This window comes from Streptomyces sp. NPDC006309, assembly GCF_040613095.1.
Lineage (GTDB): Bacteria > Actinomycetota > Actinomycetes > Streptomycetales > Streptomycetaceae > Streptomyces.
On the sequence record NZ_JBEXRO010000013.1, the window covers coordinates 135346 to 161053 of the forward strand.

A 25708-nucleotide genomic window follows, 5' to 3' on the forward strand; every position below is an offset into this window, starting at 1 on the left:
TCCACGCTGCCGGCACCACGTCCCTCGCGCATGGGAAAACGCTAAGTCCCGCGCGCGCGGCGGGCGACGGGGCGAGAGGCGAACGGGTGGCCCGCGGGCTTTCCGGTGCGCCATCCGAGTTGCCGTTCCGAGGATTTTTCTGACGGTCCGTGACCTGCGGCAATATCAGATTGTGTGGATATCTGTCGGCGTGTCGGCTCACCAGTACGGACCATTCTCGACATGCGGGCGTGTTCCGCACGTCGGAGGGTCGGTCCGGGAGGTGCTTTCTCGCCGATCCACCGGGAACGGGACCCGGGGCGCCTTCCGCGGAGGATCACATGCGAAACCAACGTGCCCTCGCGGCGGCGTGCGCCGCGGTCGCCGCGCTCGGGCTCGCCGCCCCCGTGGCCGTCGCGGACGGCATGGGCAATGGGGGCGGGCCGAGCAGCACCGACACCACCGTCATCGTCCCGGGAACCGGCACCGGCACCGGCGCCGGCAACTGGAACGGGAACGGCAACGGGAACGGCAACGGGAATGGCAACGGCAACGGGAACGGCCGCGGGGACGGCGGCTTCGGTAACGGCAACGGATTCGGCAACGGGAACGGGAACGGTCGCGGGGACGGCGGCTTCGGGAACGGGAACGGGAATGGTCGTGGAGGCGACGGGTTCGGGAACGGCAACGGGTTCGGTAACGGGAACGGGTTCGGCAACGGCAATGGCCGTGGTGACGGCGGCTTCGGGAACGGGAACGGCGGCTTCGGGAACGGGAACGGGAACGGGAACGGTGGTTTCGGGAACGGGAACGGCAACGGGAACGGTGGCTTCGGGAACGGGAACGGCAACGGGAACGGTGGCTTCGGGAACGGTAACGGTCATGGGGGCGACTTCGGTCCGCGCAACATCGTCGCCACACCCGGTGTCATCGCCGCCGGGGGCCGTCTCACCGTCACCGTGAACGGCTGCCGGGGCGGCACCATGAATTCCCGGGCCTTCGGCACCGCCCCGCTGACGTCGTTCCGCGACGACACCGCGCGCGGTGTGGCCACCATCGACCGCGACGCCCGTCCCGGCCGGTACGACATCACCGTCCGCTGCGACGGCCGCACCCTGACCCGCCCGGCCGCCTTCACCGTGATCGGCGGTGTGCAGGGCGGTATCGGCGGCAGCCGGTCCAGCGGCGCGACACCCACCGACATGGCCATCGGCGGCGGCCTGGTGGCCACGGCACTGATCGGCGGCGGTGCCTTCTGGCTGCGCCGCCGGCACGAGAAGCGCGCCTGAGGCCCCCGGCCCGCCGAGCCACGGGTCCGTCCCGGCGGCCGGCCACGGCGCACATCGACAGGTCATCGCCCCGGTCCCTCGCGGGAGCGGGGGCGAAGGCCTGTCGCGCTATCCGGAGATGCTCGGGAAGAGGTTGAGGAACGGTTCCGCGGTGACCGCGATGCCCCGGCTGTACGGGGCGTCGAGGTCCCAGATGAGGAACAGCATGAAGGCGATGGTGGCCGAGAACAGTCCGGCCAGGACCAGCTCGCGCCCGGTCCGGCGGATCTGGAGCGCGAACACCATGCCGATCGTGATCAGGCCCCCGGTGATCAGCCCCCACCACACGACCGAAGGCATGGTCGCCCCGGTGGAGTCGGCACGCGCGTTGCGCGCCTGGTCGGCCGCGGCCATCTGGTCCAGCAGCGGCTGGTAGGTCTGGGCCTCGAAGTCGTTCCCCGGCCGGTAGTCGGTGACGTCCGCGCGGATCTTGTGCAGCAGGGCGGTGCCGCGGTCCGTCACCTGTTCGTCGTCGGCCATCGCCGTCCACTCGGTGTGCACGACGTAGCCGACGTAGGCGTCGATGTCACGGCGGATGCCGTCACGGACGTCCGGCGGGTAGACCCGGACCCGCTCCGAGATCTCGTGCAGTGCCTGGGCCTCGGACTGCACGTAGTCCTGGGCGGCGCTGCGGGCCTCCCACACGCCCGCGATGGCCAGGCCCAGGACGATGGCGTAGATGACGCCGATCCACATCGTCATGTACTCGATGACGTCCGGGGTCTCGCTGGGGTCCTCGTCCTCGGCCGCGGTCCGGTGCCGTACCAGCGTGATGACGACCACCACGGCGCAGGCCCCCAGCATCGCGAGGACGAGAACAAGCCAATCCGACAACTGGTGCCTCCACAGGGTGAGCGGGGCCGGCGCGTCAGCGCGGGCGCAGTGCCGCGACGGCGACGATCGCGGGGACGGTGATGAGCAGGACGTAGGTGACCGGCGTGGTGTGGCCGTGCGCGTGGTGGCTGACGTGGTGCGGGTGGTACGCCGGGTAGCGCACCGGCGTCATCGGAGGCCGTGGGGCGGGCTTGGGCGCCGGCCTTGGTGCGGGTTTCGGCCGGGGCGGCGGTGGCGGGGCGGGTGCCGGTGCCGGCGGGGGAGCCGGAGCGGGGCGGGCGGGCGGGCGTGGCCTGGGCGGGGCCGGCGTGGGGGTGGGTGTCGGGCGCGGACGGGGCGTCGGCTCGGGCGGGGGCGGAGGCGGGGGTGTCGGCTCGGGTGGTGGGGGTGGGGGCGGAGGCGGTGTGGGGGTGGGCGTCGGCGTGGGAGTGGGCGGGCACGGTGGCGGGGGCTCGGGGCAGGGCGGGTCCGGCCAGTGGTGGCCGCCGGCGTGGGCGACCGCGACCGTGCCGTCCGGTCCGGTCGAGGCGGAGGCGCAGGCGTCGGCCGACGCGCTGCCGACCGGGCAGCCCACCAGGGTCCAGGTCAGCGTCAACAGAGCCAACACCCTTGTGGTGGGCGCGCATCGGGTCGCTCTGAGTCCATGCACGACGAAGATCATGCGGTGCGGGAAGCCGTCGTGCGCCGTTGTGCGCCCACAATGCTCCGAAGGGAGGACATAGTGCGATCACTGGTTTGACGGCGGGAAGAGCCCCGCCGGTGTGATGCGCACATCCGTACGACCTTTCGCGGGCCGGTCGGGTCGCGGGGCCCGGAAAGAATTTCCGGGCGCCGTTGAACGCTGCGGCCCCCGTGCCGCGTACCCATAGCCGTGCGGCGGCGCGGCAGGCGCTGCGATATCCAGGCGATATTGGGGAGTTACGGATGAAGACCTCCTGGCGGACCGCCTCACTGGTGGCCACGGCAGCCTCGGTGCTGGCGCTGACGACGGCGTGCGGTCAGGACAACAGCGCCGCTCCGGCGGCGGCGGCCCAGAACGTCGGGGCCACGGCCGCGGCCGGTGACTACGGCAGCCCGGGCGCCGGGACCGCGACCGCCGCGGGCAACGGGTACGGCGCCGACGGCAGCCAGAGTTCCAGCTCCCCGACCGCGGCGGCGCCCGCGGGCAAACTGACCGTGGCCAGCAACCCCGATCTGGGCAGCGTGCTGACCGACGGCTCCGGTCTCACCCTCTACCGGTTCGACAAGGACACCGCCAAGCCGCCCACCTCGAACTGCGCCGGGGACTGCGCCACCACCTGGCCGCCGGTCCCCGCCGACGACGCCAGTGCCGGCGCCGGCATCGACAAGGCGCTGCTCGGCGAGGTCACCCGCGCCGACGGCACCAAGCAGCTCACCGTCGGCGGCTGGCCCGCCTACCGCTATGCCAAGGACGTCAACTCCGGTGACGTCAACGGCCAGGGCGTGGGCGGCAAGTGGTTCGCGCTGGCCCCCACGGGCAAGAAGGCCAAGGTGTCGAACCTGCCGGGCCTGTCCGTTCGCAAGGACCCCAAGCTCGGTGACGTCGTCGTGGACAAGAACGGCATGACGGTCTACCGCTTCCTGAAGGACCAGGCCTGGCCGAAGTCCGTCTCCAACTGCACGGGCGCCTGCCTGGAGAAGTGGCCGGCCGTCGGTCCGGTGAACGCGACCGACACGGAGGGCGTGAAGAAGAAGGGCCTGATGCCCTTCACCCGCCCCGACGGCGTCCGCCAGATGTCGGTCAACTGCTGGCCGATCTACACCTTTTCCGGGGACAAGGCCCCCGGTGACACGAACGGTCAGGGCGTAGGCGGCACCTGGTACGCCGTCTCGCCCGACGGCAAGCCGGTCGGCGCGCCGGGCAAGTAGATCACCTCCCCAGGGTCGATCGTCCCGCCCGGCCCGGCGCTACGACCGAAGGTCCGCCCCCTCCGCACCGCACGGAGGGGGCGGACCGTTGTGCGTCGCGGAACCGGTGACGGCCCCGGCAACGGTCGTCGCAACGGCCGGGCCGGCGGCTGCCGTACGGCCGTCACGCAGCGGAGCCGTTCGGGCACTTGCCGCAGGCCGTGACCGGGAACGGATGGTCAATTTCCGTTTCAGGTCGCTCCTTTGGCGGGCGATCAGTAGCCTCAGCTCGAACACCGGATCGCCTACACCTGTCCACGCCTTGGAGACATACATGGAGCGTCCTGCCTGGGCCCCACGGAGCATCGACATCTCGGTGCCGAGCGTCTCACGGATCTACGACTACTACCTGGGCGGTTCGCACAACTTCGAGGTCGACCGGGAAGCGGCCCGCGCGGCCATGGAGTTCCTGCCGGGTCTGCCGAAGATCATGCAGGCCAACCGGGCGTTCATGCGCCGGGCCGTGCGGTTCGCGGCCGGGGAGGGCATCACCCAGTTCCTCGACATCGGCTCCGGTATCCCGACGTTCGGCAGCGTCCACGAGGTGGCCGGGGCCGCCGCGCCGGGCGCCCGCGTGGTCTACGTCGACCACGACCCGGTCGCCGTCGCCCACAGCGAGGCGGTCCTGGCGGGCCACGACGACGCCGGCGTGGTCGCCGCCGACCTGCGCAAGCCGCACGAGATCCTCTCGGCTCCCCGGCTGGAGCGGCTGATCGACCTGAATCGGCCAGTGGCCCTCCTCCTCGTTGCCATACTGCACTTCGTGGAAGACGCGGACGACCCGTACGGCGCGGTGGCCGAGTTGCGCGACGCACTCGCGCCCGGCAGCCTGCTGATCCTCACGCACGCCTCGTACGAGGGAATCCCGGTGGCCGCCGACCGGGCCGAGGGCGCCGTGGACGTGTACAAGGACATCCGCAACCCGCTGATCATGCGCTCGCGCGAGGAGATCGCGCGGTTCTTCGAGGGGTACGACATGGTGGAACCCGGACTGGTGCCGATGCCGCACTGGCGCCCGGAATCGGCTCCCGAGGACGAGGATCCGTACGCCTTCTCCGGATTCGCCGGCGTGGGGCGTACGGCGTGACCGCGGAACCGGACGGGCCGGAGGACAGACTGCGCCGGCTGACGACGATCTGGAGCCGGGCGGTCTTCCCCGTCACCTCCACCTCGCTGACCCGCCCCGAGTTCGAGAAGCTGCTCCTGCCCCTGGCCCGCCGGTTGAGCGGACTGCTGCGGGCCCGAAGCTTCGACGCGGACGCGGCGAAGGCCGTCGGCGCGGCCCTGGTCGGGGCGCACTGCACCGACCCCGAAGCGCTCACCCGCACCCTGGACTGCGTCGACGCCTACCTGGTCCTGTACTGCGGCGAGGACGGCCCCCAGGACGAACTGCGCGTCCGCTCCTCGCGGTTGCAGCACGCGATGGCCGCCGGCTACGCCCAGGCGCTGCGAGAACGCACACTCGCCGAGCAAGAGGCCATCGCCCAGGCGGCGTTGTTGGCCCAGGGCGTCGTGGCGCAGGCGCTGCACGCCAGTGAGGCCCGCTTCCGCGCGGTCTTCGAGGGCGCCGCCATAGGGATCGGCATCGCCGCTCTCGACGGCACCGTCCTCCAGGTCAACGAGGCGCTGCTGCGCATGTTCGGGGCCTCCCCGCAGTCCCTGCGCGGCCGGCGCGTCCAGGACTGGGTGCACCCCGAGGACGCCCCGCAGACCTGGCGGCTCTACGACGAACTCGTACGCGGTGAGCGCGAGCACTACCACATGGAGAAGGCGTTCAACCGCCCCGACGGCACCGTGCTGTGGACCAACCTGACGGTCTCCCTGCTGCGCGACGCCGACGGCAACCCGCAGTACCAGCTCGCCCTGATGGAGGACACCACCGAGCGCCGGCTGCTCAACCTCCGGCTGCGCTACGAGGCCACCCACGACGCCCTCACCGGGCTGCCCAACCGCACCCTGTTCTTCGAGCGCCTGGAGAAGGCCCTGAACGCGGGCGAGGGCCAGCGCTTCGGGCTGTGCTACCTCGACCTCGACGGCTTCAAGACCATCAACGACAGCCTCGGCCACGCGGCCGGCGACCGGCTGCTGGTGGAGGTCGCCGACCGGTTGCAGTCCTGCGCCACCGCGCCCGGCGAGATGGTCGCCCGGCTGGGCGGCGACGAGTTCGTGGCCCTGACCACGGGGCCCGGCACCGAACACGAGGTCGACGAACTCGCCGAGCGCATCATGAACGCGCTGGTCACCCCGGTCAGCATCGACGGCCGCGATCTGCTGGTCCGCGGCAGCCTCGGCATCGTCGAGGGCCCGGCGGGCGAACGCACCGCGGCGGAGGTCCTGCGCAGCGCCGACATCACCATGTACCGGGCCAAGTCGGCGGGCGGCAACCGCTCGGAACTCGCCGACCCCGAGGCCGACGCCCGCGCGATCACCCGGCACGGCCTGACCACGGCCCTGCCGACCGCCCTGGAACGGGGCGAGTTCTTCATCGAGTACCAGCCCCTGGTGCACCTCGGCGACGGCAGTGTGCGCGGCGCCGAGGCGCTGGTGCGCTGGCTTCATCCGCAGCACGGCGTCCTCGGCCCCGACCGGTTCATCCCGCTCGCCGAGCACACGGGCCTGATCGTGCCGCTCGGCCGCTGGGTGCTGGAGGAGTCGATCCGCCAGGCCCGCGCCTGGCGCGAGCGCCACGCCGGGCAGGCCGCCGGCCCGCTGCGCATCAACGTCAACCTCTCGCCCTGCCAACTCACCCATCCCGGGCTGGTCCAGGACACGGTCGACATCCTGGAGCGCGCGGGGGTCACCCCGGACGCGCTGTGCCTGGAGGTCACCGAGTCCGCCCTGATCGGCGCCGACGACGACCTGCTCAAACCGCTGCGCCGGCTCGCCGAGATGGGCGTCGACATCGCCCTGGACGACTTCGGCACCGGCTACTCCAACCTCGCCAACCTGCGCCGCCTGCCGGTGAGCGTCCTCAAACTGGACCGCTCCTTCACCCAGGGCATGCAGCAGTTCCCCGCCGACCCCGTCGACCTGAAGATCATCGAGGGCATCGTCTCCCTCGCCCACAGCCTCGACCTGGCGGTCACGGTCGAAGGCGTGGAGACCGGCGCGCAGGCCGAGCAGCTGCGGATCCTGGGCTGCGACACGGCCCAGGGCTGGTACTACGCCCGCCCGGGGCCGCCCGAGCGCCTGCACCAGCTGGCCCTGGTGGACGCGACGGGCTGACCGCCCCGGGGCAAGGGGCACGCGGGGCGTCGGCCGGCGCGCCACGCCGACCGACAGACCCGGCACGCCGCTGACGGCTGGCGCCCGGCCGGCCTGACGCGCCGGTGACCGGGCCGACCGCTCCGGGGGTGCGCGGGGCCGCCGGGCGGCGCGTCACGGCGGCCGGACAGCCGTGCGCACCGGTGACCGGGCCAGGTACGCCGCTCACGACTGGTGTGAGCCGGCCCTTGGTCCTGCGCCCGCCCCGCCCACTGGGCGGACGCGTTCCTCACCGGGCCGGCGGGCCTTCCACCGTGCCGGCGCGCCGGTGACCGGACTGACGGGGGGTGCCGGGCGGCGCGTCCCGACGGCCGGACGGCCCGACACGCCGCTCACGGGGCCCGGTACGCCGCTTACGGCTGGCGTGGGCGAGCGCCCCCGATCCTCGCCGCCCCGGCCGCTGGGCGGATGTGTCTCTCCGGGCCGGCGGGCCTTCCACCGGGCCGGCGCGCCGGTGACCGGGCTGACGGGGGGTGCCGGGCGGCGCGTCACGACGGCCGGACGGCCCGACACGCCGCTCACGGGGCCCGGTACGCCGTTTACGGCTGGCGTGGGCGAGCGCCCCCGATCCTCGCCGCCCCGGCCGCTGGGCGGATGTGTCTCTCCGGGCCGGTGGGCCTTCCACCGGGCCGGCGCGCCGTGACCGGGCTGGCCACCCCGGGGTGTGCGGGGGCGCCGGGCGGCCTGGTCCGCCGCTCACGCGGCCCGGCACGCCGCTCACGGCTGGGGTGTGCGAGTCCCGATCCTCGCCGCCCCGGCCCGGCCGGGCGGACGGTCACCAGGCTGACCGCCCCGGGGTGTGCGAGGGTGCCGGGCGGCGCGTCACGGCCACCGGACGACCGGCACCCCGCTGACCGGGCTGACGCGCCGCTCGAACCTGGCGCGCCCGGTCGGGCGGACACGCCGCTCAGCGGGTGGACGCATCTCTCACCGGGCCGGAGCGTCTCCCCGCCGGGCCGGACCGTCTCTCACCGGGCCGGACCGTCTCTCACCGGGCGGGACCGTCTCCCCGCCGGGCCGGACCGTCTCTCACCGGGCCGGGCCGTCTCCCCGCCGGGCCGGACACGCCTCCCCGCTGGGTCGGGCCGGGCCGTCTCCCCGCCGGGGCGGTGCGTCTACCACCCGGCTGACGGGCCCGGCCGGGCCGATGCGCCCGGCTCCCGGCTGTCCCGCCCGGGTCAGCGTTCGAGGAGCATTCGCTGGAGTTCACGCGCGGCCCGGGGCGGGGCCACGTCGCTGCGGTGCGCCAGGGCGATGGTCCGGTGCAGCCCCGGCCGGGCCAGCGGGGTGACCCGCAGGTCCCGCCCCGCCCGGGTGGCCACCATCCGCGGCACCACGGCGATCCCCAGCCCCGCGCGCACGAAGCCCAGTACCGCGTCCATCTCGCCCCCCTCCACGGCGAAGTCCGGCTCGAACCCGGCGGAGCGGCACGCGGCGACGGTCAGCTCCCGCAGGTCGTACCCGTGCCGGAACATGACCAGCCGCTCTCCCGCAAGCTCGGCGACCTCCAGGATCCGCCCGCCCCGGCCGGGCGCCGGTGCCTCCGGTGAGGACACCACCACCAGGTCCTCCCGCAGCAGTTCCACGGTGGTCAGCGCGGGCGCCGGCGCCGGCAGCGGCAGGACCACGAGCGCCAGGTCGAGCGCGCCCCGCGCCAGCTCCCGCACCAGGTCGTGCGAGCCGCCCTCCTCGATCAGCAGGCGGATGCCCGGATACCGGTCGTGGAACGCGCGCAGCACGTCCGGCAGCAGGCCCGTGCACAGACTCGGTGTCGCCCCGAGCCGCACCCGGCCGCGCCGCAGCTGCGCCAGCTCCTGCACCTCCTGCCGGGCGGTGTCCGCGTCGGCCAGGATGCGCCGGGCCAGCGGCAGCAGCGCCGCCCCGGCGTCGGTGAGCGTGATGTTGCCCCGGGCGCGCAGGAACAGATCCGCGCCCAGCTCCCGCTCCAGCGCCTTGATCTGCTGGGACAGGGAGGGCTGGGCCACGTGGACCAGCTCGGCGGCCCGGGTGAAGTGCCGCGTCTCGGCGACGGCCACGAAGTACTGGAGCTGCTGGAACTGCATTCCGCCAGCATAGTCATTGCCTATCGAAACGAGCCGGACCATGTCTTGGACCGATCAGGTGCCCCGGGCCTAGCGTGCTGTTCCATGGCTCTCGCAACGCGGACGGACCGACGACCGTCCATGGCACGCACGCTGTGGGACTCCACCGTCGGCAAGAAGACGGTGATGGCCGTCAGCGGCGTGATCATGCTGCTGTACCTGGTCGCCCACGTCATCGGCAACCTGAAGATCTTCTTCGGTGCGGCGGAGTTCAACCACTACGCCCACTGGCTGCGCACCGCCGGCGAACCCTTCATGCACTACGAGTGGACGCTCTGGCTCGTCCGGATCGTCCTCCTCGCCGCCGTGGCCGCCCACGCCACGTCCGCCTACCAGCTCAGCCGCCGCGACCTGCGGGCCCGGCCCAGCGGGTACGTGCACAAGAAGCCGAGGGCGAGCTACGCCACCCGGACCATGCGCTGGGGCGGTGTCATCCTCGGCCTGTTCATCGTCTGGCACCTGCTGGACCTGACCACCGGCACCGTGCACTCCGGCGGCTTCCAGCCGGGCCACCCGTACCAGAACGTCGTGGACACCTTCTCCACCTGGTACGGCAACGTCGTCTACATCGTCGCGATGCTCGCACTCGGCCTGCACGTCCGGCACGGCTTCTGGAGCGCCGCCCAGACCCTCGGCGTGGGCAGCCGCACCCGCGACCGCGCCCTGAGGGTCGTCGCCGACGTCCTCGCAGCTGCGCTCACGGCCGGCTTCATCGCCGTACCCGTGGGCGTCATGACCGGAGTGGTGAGCTGACATGACCGTTTCCCCCGAGTACACCGACTACCGGACCGGCGCGCCGGTCACCGACACCAAGGCCCCCTCCGGTCCCGTCCACGAACGCTGGGACAAGCGCCGCTTCGAGGCGAAGCTGGTCAACCCCGCCAACCGGCGCAAGCACACGGTCATCGTCGTCGGCACCGGTCTCGCGGGCGGCTCCGCGGGCGCCACCCTCGCCGAACAGGGCTACCACGTCGTCCAGTTCTGCTACCAGGACTCCCCGCGCCGCGCCCACTCCATCGCCGCGCAGGGCGGCATCAACGCGGCGAAGAACTACCGCAACGACGGCGACTCGATCCACCGGCTGTTCTACGACACCGTCAAGGGCGGTGACTTCCGCGCCCGGGAGTCCAACGTCCACCGGCTCGCGCAGATCTCCGTGGAGATCATCGACCAGTGCGTGGCCCAGGGCGTGCCCTTCGCCCGCGAGTACGGCGGCCTGCTCGACACCCGCTCCTTCGGCGGCGTCCAGGTCTCCCGCACGTTCTACGCCCGCGGCCAGACGGGCCAGCAGCTGCTGCTGGGCGCCTACCAGGCGCTGTCCAGGCAGATCGCCGCCGGGAACGTGGAGATGCATCCGCGCACCGAGATGCTGGACCTGATCGTCGTCGACGGCCGGGCCCGCGGGATCGTGGCGCGCGACCTCGTCACCGGCAGGATCGACACGTACTTCGCCGACGCCGTCGTCCTCGCCAGCGGCGGCTACGGCAACGTCTTCTACCTGTCCACCAACGCCATGAACTCCAATGCGACCGCCGTCTGGCGGGCGCACCGGCGCGGCGCGTACTTCGCCAACCCCTGCTTCACACAGATCCACCCCACCTGCATCCCGCGCACCGGCGACCACCAGTCCAAGCTGACCCTGATGAGCGAGTCGCTGCGCAACGACGGCCGGATCTGGGTGCCCCGGGCCAAGGGCGACGACCGCCCGCCGCACCGGATCCCCGAGGAGGAGCGCGACTACTACCTGGAGCGGATCTATCCCTCCTTCGGCAACCTCGTGCCCCGGGACATCGCCTCCCGCGCCGCGAAGAACGTCTGCGACGAGGGCAGGGGAGTGGGCCCCGGCGGCCAGGGCGTCTACCTGGACTTCGCCGACGCGGTCCGGCGGATGGGCCGGCAGGCCGTGGAGGCCAGGTACGGCAACCTCTTCGAGATGTACCGGCGGATCACCGACGAGGACCCCTACGAGGTGCCGATGCGGATCTACCCGGCCGTGCACTACACGATGGGCGGACTGTGGGTCGACTACGACCTCCAGACCACCGTCCCCGGCCTGTTCGCCGTCGGCGAGGCCAACTTCTCCGACCACGGCGCCAACCGGCTCGGCGCCTCCGCGCTGATGCAGGGCCTGGCCGACGGCTACTTCGTGCTCCCGGCCACCATCAACGACTACCTCGCCCGCACCCCGCACCAGGAACCGGTCACCGCCGCACACCCCGTCGTCCAGGAGGTGCTGGCCGAGACCGAGGACCGGCTGAACCTGCTGCTGGCCGTGGACGGCGACCGCACCCCGGACTCCTTCCACCGCGAACTCGGCGAGTTGATGTGGGAGTTCTGCGGCATGGCCCGTACGGACAGCGGGCTGCGCAAGGCCCTGGAACGCATCCCGCAGATCCGCGAGGAGTTCTGGCGGCGCATCAGGGTGCCCGGCTCCGGCGCGGACTTCAACCAGTCGCTGGAGAAGGCCAACCGCGTCGTCGACTACCTGGAACTCGCCGAGCTCATGTGCCTCGACGCGCTGCACCGCACCGAGTCCTGCGGCGGCCACTTCCGCGAGGAGTCCCAGACCCCGGACGGCGAGGCGGCCCGCAACGACGACCTGTTCTCGTACGCCGCCGCCTGGGAGTTCACCGGCACCGGCCAGGCACCCGTCCTGCACCGCGAAGACCTGGTCTTCGAGTACGTCCACCCCACCCAGCGGAGCTACGCATGAAGCTCACCCTGCGCGTCTGGCGGCAGAAGAACGCCGATGCCGAAGGCGCCATGTCCACCTACGAGGTGGACGGCATCTCGCCCGACATGTCCTTCCTGGAGATGCTGGACGTCCTCAACGAACGGCTCATCCTCTCCGGCGAGGAGCCGGTCGCCTTCGACCACGACTGCCGCGAGGGCATCTGCGGCGCGTGCTCGCTCGTGATCAACGGCGACGCGCACGGGCCCGAGCGCACCACCACCTGCCAGCTGCACATGCGGTCCTTCCGGGACGGCGACACGATCGACGTCGAGCCCTGGCGGGCGTCCGCCTTCCCGGTGATCAAGGACCTGGTCGTGGACCGGTCGGCGTTCGACCGGATCATCCAGGCCGGCGGATACGTCACCGCACCCACCGGCTCCGCGCCGGAAGCGCACGCCACCCCCGTGCCGAAGGCCGACGCCGACCTCGCGTTCGAACACGCGGAGTGCATCGGCTGCGGCGCGTGCGTGGCCGCGTGTCCCAACGGGGCGGCGATGCTGTTCACCTCGGCGAAGGTCAACCACCTCAACGTCCTGCCGCAGGGCGCGCCCGAGCGGGAGACGAGGGTGCTGGACATGGTGGCGCAGATGGACGCGGAGGGCTTCGGCGGGTGCACGCTGGCCGGGGAGTGCGCGACCGCGTGCCCCAAGGGCATCCCGCTCGTCTCCATCACGCGCATGAACAAGGAGTGGCTGCGGGCCACCCGGAAGGTCAGGCGGTAGCGCCGTCCAGGGCGAGGGACAGGGCGGGGGACGGACCGCGGCCCGGCGGACACGGGCCGTCCACGGCTTCCCCCCGGGACGCTTCGATGAACGTTCGCCCACATTCGGGCGGGCGGGCGGGGCCGGGTAGGTGCTCACCCGGCCCCGTCTGGTTCACCCGGCGGCGCACCGGGCCCGCCGGACGCGTCCGCGAGGACGGCTGACCCCGCCGTTCAGCATCCCCACATCCACTCTCCCGGCATCCGTCACACGCACGCCAACCGGCATCGGGAGAACAGGGAAAGGCGGGCCGTACGCACCCGGGTCCGCCGCCGCTGTCGCCGACCCGGCCCGTGACCAGGAGAGTGCCATGACCGGCGTGTCCACCCTCGACCGTCCCCCGCAGCCCGCGGCACCCGCCCGCTACACCGTCACCCTCGCCCGCGACGAGGCCGGCGTGCGCGCCGCGCAGCGCCTGCGGCACGACGTCTTCGCCGGCGAGATGGGGGCCCTGCTGGCCGGCCCGGAGCCCGGCCACGACATCGACGCCTTCGACGCGTACTGCGACCACCTGCTCGTCCACGACACCGTGACCGGGCAGGTGGTCGGCACCTACCGGCTGCTGCCGCCGGAGCGGGCCGCGGTCGCCGGCCGCCTCTACTCCGAGGGCGAGTTCGACCTCGGCGCGCTCGACGCGATCCGGCCCGGCCTGGTCGAGGTCGGCCGCTCCTGCGTCCACCCCGACCACCGCGACGGCGCGGTCATCGGCCTGATCTGGGCCGGGATAGCCCGCTACATGACCGACCGGGGACACGAGTGGCTCGCGGGCTGCTGCTCCGTGCCGCTCGCCGACGGTGGTGCCCTCGCCTCCGCCACCTGGAACCGGGTCCGCGCCCGGCACCTCGCCCCCGACGAGTTGCGGGTCCGGCCCCTGCTGCCGTGGGTCCCCGACACCGGCCTCCCGGCCGCCCGCGCCGAACTGCCCGCCCTGCTGCGCGGCTACCTCCGTCTTGGCGCCTGGGTCTGCGGCGAACCCGCGCACGACCCCGACTTCGGCGTCGCCGACCTGTACGTCCTGCTGTCGATGCGCCGTATCGACCCGCGCTACCTGCGGCACTTCCTCTCCCTCGTGCCGGCCTGATGGGCGGCTGGCAGCCCGGCGCGCCCTGCACCCCGGGCGCCTGCGTGGAAAAGGCCGGGACCCCCGTGGCCGTACCCCGGGCGCTGCTGCGGCTCGCCGCGCTCACCGCCCTGGTGCTGGCCGGGATCGTCCTGTTGCCGCTCGCCCGGGGCTGCCCCGGCCTGCGGGGCGGGCTCCCCGCCGACTGGACCGGACGGTGGTGCCGGGCGATCGTGCGGGCCGCCGGGGTACGCGTCGGCATCACCGGCGCCGCCCCGCCGGCCGGCGGGCTGCTGCTGGTCGCCAACCACGTCTCCTGGCTCGACATCCCGCTGCTCACCGCCGTACGCCCCGCCCGGATGCTCGCCAAGAGCGAGATCCGGCGGTGGCCCGTGGCCGGCGCGCTGGCCGGGCGCGGCGGGGCCCTGTTCATCGAACGGGACCGGCTGCGCGCCCTGCCGGAGACCGTGGACCGGATCTCCGGCGCCCTGCGGACGGGCGCGGCCGTCACCGCCTTCCCCGAGGGCAGCACCTGGTGCGGGCGTGCCCACGGCCGCTTCCACCGCGCCGTCTTCCAGGCCGCGCTGGACGCGGGCGTGCCCGTCCAGCCGGTCCGCCTGCGCTACCGGCAGCGGGACGGCGGATCCGGCACCGCGGCGGCCTTCGTCGGCGAGGACACCTTCCTCGCCTCGCTGTGGCGGGTGGCCCGCACCCGGGGCCTGGGGTGGAGGTCCGGCCGGTGATCCCGCCGGGCGCCCACCTGGACCGGCGGGCCCTCGCCCACGCCGCCCAGCCGGCCGCCCCCCAGCCGGCCTGGACCCACGCGACCCTGGTCACCGGTGTCCTGCACGGGCCGAACGCCGGTCCCGGCCGGGTCACCGCCCCGGTGCCCCGGGTCCCGGCGGACCGTCCGCGGCTCAGGGCATGACCCGCGCCAGGTACGGCGCCGTCGCACTGCCCCGGGCCCGGGCCACCTGCTCCGGCGGGCCGGCCGCCACGATCCGGCCGCCCCGGTCTCCGCCGCCCGGACCGAGATCGATCACCCAGTCGGCGCCCGCGACGACCGTCATGTCGTGCTCGACGACCACCACCGTGTGCCCGGCGTCGACCAGGCCGTGCAGCCGGTCCGTGAGCACCTCCACATCGGCCGGGTGCAGTCCGGTCGTCGGCTCGTCCAGCAGATACAGGGTGTGGCCCCGGCGTCCCCGCTGGAGTTCACTCGCCAGCTTGATCCGCTGCGCCTCCCCGCCGGACAGCTCGGTCGCGGGCTGGCCCAGCCGCAGATAGCCGAGCCCCACGTCGAGCAGCGTGCCCAGACTGCGGGCGGCGGCCGGGATGTCCGCGAAGAAGTCCGCCGCCGACTCCACCGTCAGGTCGAGCACCTCGGCGATGCTCCGCCCCCGGTACTTCACCCGCAGGGTCTCGGGGTTGTAGCGGGCCCCGCCGCAGTCGGGGCAGGGCGCGTACGTGCTCGGCAGGAACAGCAGCTCGACGCTGACGAACCCCTCGCCCTGGCACGTCTCGCAGCGTCCGCCCGACACGTTGAAGGAGAACCGCCCGACCCCGTAACCGCGCGCCCGGGCCTCCTCCGTGCCGGCGAACACCTTGCGTACGACGTCGAACAGGCCCGTGTAGGTGGCCAGGTTGGAGCGCGGGGTGCGCCCGATGGGCTTCTGGTCGACCCGTACCAGCCGCTCCACCCCCGCCGGCCGCTGCGCCAGCTCGCCGACGAGCGTGGACTTCCCCGAGCCGGAGACACCCGTGACCGCGGTGAACGCGCCGAGCGGGAACTCGGCCGTCACACCGCGCAGGTTGTGCCGGGTCACCGGGCCCACGGTCAGCCAGCCGCGCGGCCGGCGCACCTCGCGCACGGGTCCGGGGGACTCGTCGAAGAGGTACGCCGCGGTGGCCGACTCCTCGACGGAGGCCAGCTCGGCCACCGGCCCGCTGTACAGCACCCGCCCGCCGTGCTCACCCGCGCCCGGGCCCACGTCCACCAGCCAGTCGGCGCCGCGCACCACCTCCAGGTGATGCTCCACCACGAACACCGAGTTGCCCGCGGCCTTCAGCCGCTCCAGCACGGTGATCAGCGCCTCGGTGTCCGCCGGGTGCAGTCCGGCGGACGGCTCGTCCAGCACGTACACCACGCCGAACAGTCCGGAGCGCAACTGGGTGGCCAGACGCAGCCGTTGCAGCTCGCCGGCCGAGAGCGTCGGGGTGGCCCGGTCCAGGCTGAGGTAGCCGAGGCCCAGTTCGGTCACCGGCTCGATCCGCGACGTCAGGTCCGCGGTGAGGACCCGGGCGGTCTCCGTGTCCCCATGGAGGAGTTGGGCGAGGTCGGTCAGCGGCAGCGCGGCCAGTTCGGCGATGCTCCGGCCGGCGAACGTCACCGCGAGCGCCTCGGGCCGCAGCCGGCTGCCTCCGCAGTCGGGGCAGGGCGCACTGGTGAGGAACCGCTCCGCCTTGGCCCGCAGGGTGGGTGAGCGGGTGTCGGAGAACGTCTTCAGCACATACCGGCGGGCACTCATGTACGTGCCCTGGTAGGGCCGTTGGATGCGGTCGGCGTCCCGGACGGGGTGGACGGTGACGACCGGCTGTTCGTCCGTGAACAGGATCCACTCGCGCTGTGCGGCGGGCAGCTCGCGCCAGGGCCGGTCCACGTCGTACCCGAGCGTGTCGAGGATGTCCCGCAGGTTCTTGCCCTGCCAGGCGCCCGGCCAGGCCGCGACGGCGCCCTCGCGGACGGACAGCGACGGATCGGGGACCAGCAGCTCCTCCGTCGTCTCGTGCACCAGGCCGAGGCCGTGGCACCCGGGGCAGGCGCCGGCCGCGGTGTTCGGCGAGAACGCGTCCGAGTCGAGGCGTTCGGCACCGGGCGGATACGTCCCGGCCCGGGAGAACAGCATGCGCAGCGAGTTGGACAGGTTGGTGACCGTGCCCACCGAGGAGCGCGAGGTGGGGGCCGAGCGGCGCTGTTGCAGCGAGACCGCGGGCGGCAGCCCGCTGATCTCACCGACCGCCGGGGCCCCTACCTGGTGGATCAGCCTGCGCGCGTAGGGTGCGACCGACTCGAAGTACCGCCGTTGGGCCTCGGCGTAGATGGTGCCGAACGCCAGGGACGATTTCCCCGAGCCGGAGACGCCGGTGAACACGGCCAGCACGTCCCGGGGGATGTCCACGTCGACGCCCTTGAGGTTGTGCTCGCGGGCGCCGCGGACGCGGACGTACGGGTCATGGGGGCTCTGCATCGGGAGGAGACTCTAGCCGCCCCCGCGGGTCACGCCTGCGGCGGGTTGCCCTGGTCGCGTGGGGCGCCGAACTCGTCCTTCAGCTTGTCCTGCCCGGTGTCGACCTGCGACCGGTACTTGTTCCCGGTCCGCTGGTCGACGTGGTCGCCGCCCTTGTCGATGCCCTTGCCGGCCATGTCCTCATGGCCCTTGAGCATGCCCTTGATCTTGTCCATGAAGGACATTGACAAGCCTCCTCGTCGTTCGGGATGTGCCCTCCCAGGGTCACCGGCCCCGGCCGGGTTCGCATCTCGGGCGCCTCACCGCCGCGGCGCGAGGAGCGCGGCGAGCCGCCGGTGGGAGTCCAGCAGGGCCGTACGGTCGTAGGTGCTGGTGGTGACCAGCACCTCCTGCGCGTCCGTCTCCTTCAGGACCCCCTCCAGCTCGTGGGCGACCTGCTCCGCGGTACCGGCGATGTGCCCGGCGAGAGCGGACTCGTAGACGTCGCGTTCCCTCGCGGACATCGGGCGGGCCTCGACGGACCCGGCGGGGGCGAGCGGCGGGAAGGTGCCGTGCGTGCGGGAGTACGCCATCGACCAGGCCTCGGGGACCAGCAGCCGGCGCGCCTCCGCCTCGGTGCCGGCGACCGCGACCGTGCCGGAGATCACCACGTACGGTTCGGCCGCCCAGGGGGAGGGGCGGAACTGGGAGCGGTACCGGTCGATGCCGCGGAGCATCCTGTCGCGGTCGCGCAGGTCTCCGATCACCATCGGCAGGCCCCCGCGCGCCGCGATCCGGGCGCCCTCGCCCATCGCCAGCACGAACGGCGGCACCGACAGCCCTTCCGCCGGGCGGGCGTGCACCCCGGCGGGTGAACCGACCGTGAACCAGTCCAGCAGTTCGCCGAGTTGCGCCCCGAAGTCCTCGGCGTCCCCCTTCTCCCGGCCCAGGGCACGGCGCACCCCGTCCGTGAAGCCCACGGAACGGCCCAGCCCCATGTCGATCCGCCCGGGGAACAGCGACTCCAGCACCCCGAACTGCTCGGCGACGACCAGCGGCCGGTGGTTGGGCAGCATGACGCCGCCGGTGCCGACCCGGATCGTGCGGGTCGCCGCGGCGACCGCGGCGGCGAGCACGGTCGGCGCGGAACCGGCGACGCCCGGCACGCCGTGGTGCTCGGACACCCAGAACCGGTGGAACCCGAGCGCCTCCGCCTCCCGGGCCAGCGCGACGGTGTCCCGCAGCGCCTCGGCGGGCGGGTGCCCCTCGCGGGTGCGGGAGCGGTCGAGGACGGAGAACCGGGTCCGGGCGATCAGTGAGCTGCTCACGCAGGGTTCAACGCCCGGGCGCCCCCAGGATTCCCGGGGGCGGTGGGGCGGTGGGGCGGCGCGGCAGTGGGCGGCGGGGTCAGGCAGTCGGCCGGTGGGGTCGGCGCGATGGGCACGGGCAGCGGTCTCGGCGCGGACCACGGCCGGCGGCGGTGCGCGGGTCGCCGGGTCGCCGGGTCGCCGGGGCGGCGGGGTGGCCGGGGCCGGGCGGCTGGCTAGGGTGGCCGGTGTGACCGACAGCAGCCGTCGCCCGCTCGCCGTGTTCGACCTCGACAACACGCTCGCCGACACCGCTCACCGCCAGCACTTCCTGGCCGCCCGTCCGCGCGACTGGGACGCGTTCTTCGCCGCCGCGCCCCAGGACCCGCCGCTCGCCGAGGGCGTGGCGCTGGCCGTGGAGAGCGCCCGCGCGTGCGAGGTCGTCTACCTCACGGGCCGTCCCGAGAGGTGCCGCCGGGACACCCTGGAGTGGCTCGCGGCCCAGGGGCTGCCCGAGGGGCACGTGCACATGCGGAGCGACGCCGACCGCCGACCCGCCCGGTTCACGAAGCTGCGGATCCTGCGCCGGCTCGCCCGGGACCGCGAGGTCCGCTTCCTCGTGGACGACGACGAGCTGGTCTGCGACGACGCCGAGCGCGCCGGGTTCACCGTCGTACGGGCCCGCTGGGCAGCGAAGTCGGCCGCGCTGGAGGAGGCGCAGGAGCGGGACGGCCGTACCTGACACCGGGACGGTGAAACCCGACGCCGGCCGGGCCGTGACCGCCGGCCGGGCCGTGGCGCGCGTCGGCGCGGCTCAGGAGCCGCCCTCGTCCTCGATCCGGAAGCCGACCTTCATGCCCACCTGGTAGTGCTCGATGCGGCCGTTCTCGATCTGGCCGCGGACCTGGGTCACCTCGAACCAGTCCAGGTTGCGCAGCGTCTGGTCGGCGCGGGCGATGCCGTTGCGGATGGCCTGGTCGACGCCCTCGTGCGAGGTGCCGACGATCTCGGTGACCCGGTAGGTGTGATTCGACATGCGGGTGCTCCTCTCGTCTCACGCGTACTCCACCGTGCCGTATCCGCGCCCCGACCGCACGCGCGTCGCGGGTGTACCGCCCGGTAGCCCTTGACCTCCGCATTGGTCCATACCAAAATCCAGCACACCCGTACGAGCATGCGCGCTCGTCCCCCCACGTCGGGCCCCCGCCCCTGTCCGCAGTACCGTGCAAGACAGAACAGGACCCCTCGTGAGACGTCGTCTGATCGCCCTTCTCTGTGTCACCGGCTCCCTCGTCAGCGGCTGCGGGATGCTCCCCGGCGGACACGACCGGAAGACCGTCACGGTGTGGCTGATGAAGGACAGCGCGTCCAAGGAGTTCCTGCACCGGTTCACGGAGGACTTCGAACGCGCCCACGCGGAGCTGCGGTTGGACATCCGCATCCAGGAGTGGACCGGCATCGTGGAGAAGGTCCGCGCCGCGCTGAAACCGGGCGCGGCCGACGGACCGGACGTCATCGAGGTGGGCAACACCCAGGTGCCGCTGTACGCGGACGACGGCCGGCTCGTGGACCTCACGCTGGAGTCGATGCGGGACTGGGGCAAGGAAAAGTGGCTGCCCGGCCTCGCCCAGCCCGGCAGGGACGGCAACAAGCAGTACGGCATCCCCTGGTACGCGGCCAACCGGGTGGTCATCTACCGCAAGGACATGTTCGAGCGGGCCGGCATCACCCGCCCGCCGAGGACCCGCGACGAGTGGCTCGCCGACACCGGGACGCTCGACTCGGGCGGTACGCAGGGCATCTACCTCGCCGGGCAGGACTGGTACACCCTCTCCGGCTTCATCTGGGACGAGGGCGGTGAACTCGCCCGGGAGAAGGACTACGAGTGGCAGGGCACCCTGGACACGCCCGCCGCGCTGCGCGGCATGGACTTCTACCGGCGCCTCCAGGCACTGGGCGAGGGCCCCGTGGACGCCGACGAGGAACACCCGCCCCAGGCCGGGGTGTTCGCCGGCGGCAAGGTCGCGCAGATCATCGCCGTACCCGGCCTCGTCCAGTCCATCGTGCGGCAGAACCCGGACCTGAAGGACAAGCTCGGCTTCTTCCCGGTGCCCGGGAGGACCGCCGGCCGGCCCGGCACCGTCTTCACCGGCGGCTCCGACCTCGTCGTGGCGCAGAACACCGACGACCAGTTCGCCGCCACCACCGTCGTCGGGGCGCTCACCGGCGCCAAGTGGGACACCGAACTCGCCCGCACCATGAACTACGTGCCCAACAAGACCTCGCTGGCCGGTGCGGTCGCCGACGAGGACGGGGTCGCCGCCATGGCCGCGGGCGCGGCGCACGGCCGGGCGACCCCGAACACCCCTCAGTGGGCCGACGTCGAGGCCGACAACCCGATCAAGGAGTACATGACGCGGGTGCTGAAAGGGGCCGACCCGGCGGCACAGGCCCGCAAGGCCTCCCGCGCGATCACCGGGAAACTCGCCCCGGACCTCGGCTGACTCACCGCGCCACGCTCAGCGACAGCGCGAACCGGCCCGGCTCGTCCGTCCACCAGTGGGTCAGCTCCAGTCCCGCGGCGGCCAGTTCGGCCGTCACCCCGTCCTTCTCGAACTTCGCCGACACCTCCGTGCGCAGCTCCTCACCCGCCGCGAAGTCCACGGCGAGGCCCAGCGCGGGGATCTTCACCGTCTGCGCGGTACGGGAGCGCAGCCGCATCTCGATCCACTGCCGCTCGGCGTCCCACAGGGCCACATGGTCGAAGGCGTCCGGATCGAAGTCGGCGCCCAGCTCCCGGTCGATGACGGCCAGCACGTTCTTGTTGAACGCGGCCGTCACCCCGGCCGCGTCGTCGTACGCCCGGACCAGCGCCCGCTCGTCCTTGACCAGGTCGGTGCCGAGCAGCAGCCCGTCGCCCGGGGCGAGCAGGGCCCGCACGGAGGCCAGGAAGGCGGCGCGTTCGGCCGGCAGCAGGTTGCCGACCGTGCCGCCCAGGAAGGCCACGAGGCGGGGCCCGGGGGTGGCCGGCAGGGCGAGCGGGGCGGTGAAGTCGGCGATCAGCGCGTGCACGTCGAGGTCAGGGCGCTCCTCGACGAGGGCCTGCCCCGCCTGGCTGAGGGCGCTCTCGCTGACGTCCACCGGGACGTACGCCGACAGGGGCAGCGCCTCGATCAGATAGCGGGTCTTCTCCGAGGAGCCCGAGCCCAGCTCGACCAGCGTACGGGCACCGCTCGCGGCGGCGATCTCAGCCGACCGGGCCGCGAGGATCTCCCGCTCGGCGCGGGTGGGGTAGTACTCGGGCAGTTCGGTGATCTGCTCGAACAGCTCGCTGCCACGGGCGTCGTAGAACCACTTGGGCGGCAGCCGCTTGGGGGTGGAGGTGAGACCGTGCAGCACGTCGGCGCGCAGCGCGGCGCCCGTCGTGTCCTCGGGGAGGGTGCGGGTGATGTGCAGGGGACTCAACGGCAGGGCTCCTTCGGTGATGCGGACGCCGGATCCTCCAGCGGGGCGAGCAGCACGCCGGCGCGGCTCGCGGTGAGCACGGTCCGGTCGGGAACCTCCTGCCAGAGCGGGTCGTCGTCGTACGGCTCGGACGCGACGACCGTGCTCAGGCCGGGCTCCGTGCGGTACCAGAGCGAGTCGCCCCAGGTGGTGGCGGCGATCGTGGCGCCGTCCGTGAGCAGCAGGTTCAGCCGGGAGGCGGGCGCCGCCTCGGCGAGGGCGCGGACGGTCTCACCGAGGGCCCGGGCGGGTTCGTCCCCGGTCCGCAGCCGGTGCAGCACCAGCGCCCAGACGAACGCCGAGTCGGTACGGGCCTGGAGGGACAGCAGGTCGACCGGGGGCAGCGCGGACACCAGCGGCGCCGCCGCGTCCGGCCAGCCGGCGATGGCGCCGTTGTGGCTGAACAGCCACCGCCCGGCCGCGAACGGCGCCGCCGCGGCCTCGGCGTCCGCGCCCGCGAGGGTCGCGTCCCGGACGGCCGCGAGCACGGCACCGGAGCGCACCACCCGCGCCAGATCGGCGAAGGACAGGTCCGCCCAGATGGGCCCGGCCCGCCGGTAGCGCGCCGGCACGGGGTCCCCGGGGGCGTACCAGCCCACTCCGAACCCGTCGGCGTTGACCGTGCCGTACCGCTGCCGTCGCGGCGCCCAGGACTGGCGCAGCAGGCTGTGCGCGGGCTCGGCCAGCACCCGGCCCAGCGGCTCCTCGGCTCCCAGGTAGGCGAGATGACGGCACATCAGACGGTCTCCGAACGCGCGGTGCGGAACCCGGAGAAGATCTGCCGCCGCACGGGGTGGTCCCAGTTGCGGAAGGTGCCCCGGCAGGCCACCGGGTCCACGGCGAACGAACCGCCGCGCAGCACCTTGTGGCCGGAGCCGAAGAACACCTTCGAGTACTCCTCGTAGGGGAAGGCCCGGAAGCCCGGGTACGGCAGGAAGTCGCTCGCCGTCCACTCCCACACGTCACCGATCAACTGCCGTACCCCGAGCGGTGACTCACCGGCCGGGTAGCTGCCGGCGGGGGCGGGGCCGAGATGGCGCTGACCGAGGTTGGCGTGTTCGGGCGCGGGGTCGGCGTCGCCCCACGGGTAGCGCATCGAGCGGCCCGTGGCCGGGTCGAAGCGGGCCGCCTTCTCCCACTCCGTCTCGGTGGGCAGCCGCCGCCCGGCCCAGCGGGCGTAGGCGTCGGCCTCGTACCAGCACACGTGCAGCACCGGCTCGTCCGGCGGGACCACCTCCGTGGCCCCGAACCGGCGCCGCAGCCACTGGCCGCCGTCCCGCCGCCAGAACAGCGGGGCGGTGATGCCGTGCGCCCTGATGTGCGCCCAGCCCTCCGGCGACCACCAGCGTTCGGTGTCGTAGCCGCCGTCCTCGACGAACGCCCGGTACGCCGCGTTGGTCACCGGTGTCGTGTCGATCCAGAACGGCGCCACCTGACGCGGATGCGCCGGGCGTTCGTTGTCGAGCGCCCAGGGCTCGGCGGAGGTGCCCATGGTGAACGGGCCGCCGGGCACCAGGACTTCGGCCGGCCCGGTGAACGGCGGGGCCGGCTCCGGGTCCGGGGCGGTCAGGGCCCGTGGTCCGCGCCGGAGCTGATGGGTGATCAGCATGGTCTCGTCGTGCTGCTGTTCGTGCTGCGCGACCATCCCGAAGGCGAAACCGGCCTCGGTCAGCCGGGAGCCGTGGAAGTCCGCCCCCGCCAGCAGGTCCAGCGCCCGGCCGCGTACGTCGGCCGCGTACCGGCGGGCCTCGGCGGGTGGCAGCAGCGGCAGCGAGGGGCGTTCCGCGCGCGGATGCTCGAAGGCGTCGTACAGGGAGTCGATGTCGGGCCGCATCGCCTCCCGGCCGCCGACCGCCCGCAGCAGCCACAGCTCCTCCTGGTTGCCGATGTGCGCCAGATCCCACACCAGGGGCGACATCAGCGGGGAGTGCTGGGCGGTGAGGTCCGGCTCGTCGACGCACGTCGTCAGCAGGGTCGTGCGGTCGCGGGCGGCGGTGAGGCAGGCCAGCGCCCGCTGCCGCAGGGCCTCGCTGTCCGTCTCGGTGGTCGTGATGTCGGTCTCCGGGGCGGTCATGCGCGGATGTCCTTCCTCCCGTGCGCGGTGGGCGTGCCTCCGGCCGGGCCGGGCCCGGGCCGGGGCGGTCCGGCGGGCAGCCCGTCCAGCAGGTCGTCGGCCGGGCAGCGGCCGCGGGCGACATGGCGGTCCCGGTACGCGGCCACGGCCTCGATGACCCGGGTGGTCGCCCCGCGCCGGGGCAGCGCCTCCAGGGCCGCCTCGAAACAGACGGCGGCGGCGTCGCGCAGCTCCGGGTCGGCGAGTCCCCGCCGGGCCGCGTCCACCCACAGCGGGTTGTGCGGGGCCGGCCGGTTCAGGGTCCGCTCGGTGAGCGGCTTCACGGTCCGGTAGGCGGTCTCGGCGGCCTGCGGGTCGTCGAACAGCGCCGCCGTCACCGCGAGGGGCACGATCCAGCCGTGCTCGCCGGGCTGCGCGTCGATCATCCGCAGTTCGAGGTGGCCACGGGGCCGGACCGGCGGGAACAGCGTCGTCAGGTGGTAGTCGAGGTCCGCCCGGGTGGGCGGCCGGGGCGAGCGGGTCCACTCCCGGAAGGTGAGCCCCTCGGGCACCTCCCACGGCCCGCCGTCCCGACGGACGCACATCACCGGGGAGTCCAGCACATGCCGGGCCCAGGCGGCCCGGGGCTCGGCGTCCAGCGGGGGAGCGCCGGCCCGGCCGGGACCGATCTGCGTCCACAGCAGCTGCCGGGTGGACATCCAGCCCGTGGGCCGTTGCCCGGCCAGCGGGGAGTTGGCGAACGCGGCGACCAGCACCGGGCCCAGCTGGTGCGCCAGCCACCAGCGCCGGATGTACCCCAGCGGGCCGGGCTCCTCGTGGCCGGCGTCCACGCAGACCTGGACGGAGGCCGAGGTGCACATCATGTGCCGGCCGGCCGGACCTGTGCGGTCCAGGCACGCCTCCATGGCGTCGTAGCGCGGCTCCCGCAGGAACCTGCGGGGTGGGTGCCAGGGGTCGTGGCCGATGCCGGCGAGAGCGAGACCGTCCTCGGCCAGCACGGCCCGGACGGCGTCCAGGTCGGCGGCGACGGTGTCGATGCACTCCATCAGGGAGGCGGCGGGCGGCGAACTCAGTTCGAGCTGGCCGCCGGGTTCGACGGTGAGCGCCGAGCCCAGGGGTACGGCCCGCAGGGCGGCGTAGGCCGCTTCGAGCCGTTCGGATGTGACGGGGAGCTGTGGTCGCTCCCGCTCATGGACGAGCCACTCCAGCTCGACCCCGAGCGCGCGGGGCGGTCCGGTCTTGAAGCAGATGCCCTTGACCAGGGCCTCCACCTCGGCTTCGGTGACGGCGGTACGGTGCGCCGTACAGTCACCACCGTCGTTCTTCGATTCGGACATGTAGGGATCCTCCTGAGATTCCACCATGTCACCGGCCTCGGTCTGCCCTGGGGCGGGGCCGGTACTCGTTCCACCCAAGACCCTTGAGCCGATTCGCACAAGGGCGCCCGGCAGGACGTTCCGGATCGGTCACTTCCGTTTCCTGCCGCGGTCCCGGACCGTTCCCCGGACGGGAAACTCCGTTGCACCGCTCACCAGCATCACCCAGGATGCGTCCGTGAGCACGACGGGGGACACCCCGCAGGCGGCGGTCGCGGCATCCACGGGG

At 73.4% G+C, this 25708-nt stretch carries 20 protein-coding genes and 2 pseudogenes; 11 read left to right on the forward strand and 11 right to left on the reverse strand.

Annotation, left to right across the window (positions count from 1 at the left end; translation table 11 throughout):
* Positions 1-837: 837 nt before the first annotated feature.
* A pseudogene (locus tag ABZ117_RS18970) lies at positions 838-1268 on the forward strand (hypothetical protein).
* Positions 1269-1376: 108 nt separating this feature from the next.
* Here the strand turns inward: ABZ117_RS18970 and ABZ117_RS18975 are convergent.
* Together ABZ117_RS18975 and ABZ117_RS18980 are read right to left on the reverse strand one after the other, a co-directional pair.
* Complete coding sequence (locus tag ABZ117_RS18975) at positions 1377-2141, reverse strand: hypothetical protein (protein ID WP_356822156.1); 765 nt, start codon at positions 2139-2141, stop codon at positions 1377-1379.
* 34 nt (positions 2142-2175) lie between these two features.
* Positions 2176-2304 carry a hypothetical protein gene (locus ABZ117_RS18980; RefSeq protein ID WP_356822288.1) on the reverse strand — a complete coding sequence of 43 codons (129 nt, stop codon included), beginning with the start codon at positions 2302-2304 and terminating at the stop codon, positions 2176-2178.
* 761 nt (positions 2305-3065) lie between these two features.
* Between ABZ117_RS18980 and ABZ117_RS18985 the strand changes: the two genes are divergently transcribed.
* The 3 genes from ABZ117_RS18985 (at position 3066) to ABZ117_RS18995 (ending at position 7295) form a co-directional block, all read left to right on the forward strand.
* A complete protein-coding gene (locus tag ABZ117_RS18985) occupies positions 3066-4031 on the forward strand; it encodes an SCO0930 family lipoprotein (protein WP_356822158.1) in 966 nt (321 codons plus the stop codon).
* 313 nt (positions 4032-4344) lie between these two features.
* Entirely contained in the window at positions 4345-5157 is an 813-nt protein-coding gene (locus ABZ117_RS18990) for an SAM-dependent methyltransferase (protein WP_356822160.1), read from the forward strand.
* Complete coding sequence (locus tag ABZ117_RS18995; protein ID WP_356822161.1) at positions 5154-7295, forward strand: EAL domain-containing protein; 2142 nt, start codon at positions 5154-5156, stop codon at positions 7293-7295. Before ABZ117_RS18990 ends, ABZ117_RS18995 begins: the two co-directional genes overlap by 4 nt.
* A 1217-nt stretch (positions 7296-8512) precedes the next feature.
* On the opposite strand, the gene ABZ117_RS19000 is transcribed toward ABZ117_RS18995, so the two are convergent.
* Entirely contained in the window at positions 8513-9397 is an 885-nt protein-coding gene (locus tag ABZ117_RS19000) for a LysR substrate-binding domain-containing protein (RefSeq protein ID WP_356822163.1), read from the reverse strand.
* A gap of 120 nt (positions 9398-9517) precedes the next feature.
* On the opposite strand from ABZ117_RS19000, the gene ABZ117_RS19005 reads away from it, so the two are divergent.
* The 5 genes and pseudogenes from ABZ117_RS19005 to ABZ117_RS19025 all read left to right on the forward strand — a co-directional run bounded on the left by ABZ117_RS19005 (position 9518) and on the right by ABZ117_RS19025 (position 14919).
* Positions 9518-10189 carry a succinate dehydrogenase gene (locus ABZ117_RS19005; RefSeq protein WP_356822165.1) on the forward strand — a complete coding sequence of 224 codons (672 nt, stop codon included), beginning with the start codon at positions 9518-9520 and terminating at the stop codon, positions 10187-10189.
* A gap of 1 nt (position 10190) precedes the next feature.
* Positions 10191-12149: a fumarate reductase/succinate dehydrogenase flavoprotein subunit gene (locus tag ABZ117_RS19010; RefSeq protein ID WP_356822166.1), complete on the forward strand. Its 1959-nt coding sequence runs from the start codon at positions 10191-10193 to the stop codon at positions 12147-12149.
* Positions 12146-12892, forward strand: a complete 747-nt coding sequence (locus ABZ117_RS19015) for a succinate dehydrogenase/fumarate reductase iron-sulfur subunit (RefSeq protein WP_356822168.1) — start codon at positions 12146-12148, stop codon at positions 12890-12892. Before ABZ117_RS19010 ends, ABZ117_RS19015 begins: the two co-directional genes overlap by 4 nt.
* A 349-nt stretch (positions 12893-13241) precedes the next feature.
* Positions 13242-14012: a GNAT family N-acyltransferase gene (locus tag ABZ117_RS19020; protein ID WP_356822170.1), complete on the forward strand. Its 771-nt coding sequence runs from the start codon at positions 13242-13244 to the stop codon at positions 14010-14012.
* Positions 14012-14919: pseudogene (locus ABZ117_RS19025) on the forward strand (lysophospholipid acyltransferase family protein). The gene ABZ117_RS19020 and the pseudogene ABZ117_RS19025 overlap by 1 nt, the downstream one beginning before the upstream one ends.
* Here ABZ117_RS19025 and ABZ117_RS19030 read toward each other — a convergent pair.
* The 3 genes from ABZ117_RS19030 to ABZ117_RS19040 form a co-directional block, all read right to left on the reverse strand.
* Positions 14909-17239 carry an excinuclease ABC subunit UvrA gene (locus tag ABZ117_RS19030; protein WP_356822172.1) on the reverse strand — a complete coding sequence of 777 codons (2331 nt, stop codon included), beginning with the start codon at positions 17237-17239 and terminating at the stop codon, positions 14909-14911. The pseudogene ABZ117_RS19025 and the gene ABZ117_RS19030 overlap by 11 nt on opposite strands.
* Positions 17240-17268: 29 nt before the next feature.
* Positions 17269-17463, reverse strand: coding sequence for an antitoxin (locus ABZ117_RS19035; RefSeq protein ID WP_356822174.1), 195 nt, complete (start codon positions 17461-17463; stop codon positions 17269-17271).
* Positions 17464-17538: 75 nt separating this feature from the next.
* On the reverse strand, positions 17539-18546 hold the full coding sequence (locus tag ABZ117_RS19040; protein WP_356822176.1) for an LLM class flavin-dependent oxidoreductase: 1008 nt from the start codon (positions 18544-18546) through the stop codon (positions 17539-17541).
* A 229-nt stretch (positions 18547-18775) separates the two neighbouring features.
* Here ABZ117_RS19040 and ABZ117_RS19045 point away from each other — a divergent pair, with 229 nt between their 5' ends.
* Positions 18776-19267: a hypothetical protein gene (locus ABZ117_RS19045; protein ID WP_356822178.1), complete on the forward strand. Its 492-nt coding sequence runs from the start codon at positions 18776-18778 to the stop codon at positions 19265-19267.
* A gap of 72 nt (positions 19268-19339) precedes the next feature.
* On the opposite strand, the gene ABZ117_RS19050 is transcribed toward ABZ117_RS19045, so the two are convergent.
* Positions 19340-19561, reverse strand: a complete 222-nt coding sequence (locus ABZ117_RS19050) for a dodecin (RefSeq protein ID WP_121785665.1) — start codon at positions 19559-19561, stop codon at positions 19340-19342.
* A gap of 211 nt (positions 19562-19772) precedes the next feature.
* Between ABZ117_RS19050 and ABZ117_RS19055 the strand changes: the two genes are divergently transcribed.
* Positions 19773-21029, forward strand: coding sequence for an extracellular solute-binding protein (locus tag ABZ117_RS19055; protein WP_356822180.1), 1257 nt, complete (start codon positions 19773-19775; stop codon positions 21027-21029).
* Between the two features lies 1 nt (position 21030).
* On the opposite strand, the gene egtD is transcribed toward ABZ117_RS19055, so the two are convergent.
* Genes egtD through egtA form a run of 4 tightly spaced genes read right to left on the reverse strand, consistent with a single transcriptional unit; the run spans position 21031 to position 25440 of the window.
* Positions 21031-21990: an L-histidine N(alpha)-methyltransferase gene (gene egtD / locus ABZ117_RS19060; protein ID WP_356822182.1), complete on the reverse strand. Its 960-nt coding sequence runs from the start codon at positions 21988-21990 to the stop codon at positions 21031-21033.
* On the reverse strand, positions 21987-22766 hold the full coding sequence (egtC, locus tag ABZ117_RS19065) for an ergothioneine biosynthesis protein EgtC (RefSeq protein WP_356822184.1): 780 nt from the start codon (positions 22764-22766) through the stop codon (positions 21987-21989). The genes egtD and egtC overlap by 4 nt, the downstream gene beginning before the upstream one ends.
* The gene (gene egtB / locus ABZ117_RS19070) at positions 22766-24103 is read right to left on the reverse strand and encodes an ergothioneine biosynthesis protein EgtB (RefSeq protein WP_356822186.1); all 1338 of its coding nucleotides are present in this window, start codon (positions 24101-24103) and stop codon (positions 22766-22768) included. Before egtB ends, egtC begins: the two co-directional genes overlap by 1 nt.
* Positions 24100-25440, reverse strand: a complete 1341-nt coding sequence (gene egtA, locus ABZ117_RS19075; RefSeq protein WP_356822188.1) for an ergothioneine biosynthesis glutamate--cysteine ligase EgtA — start codon at positions 25438-25440, stop codon at positions 24100-24102. The genes egtB and egtA overlap by 4 nt, the downstream gene beginning before the upstream one ends.
* Between the last annotated feature and the right edge of the window lie 268 nt (positions 25441-25708).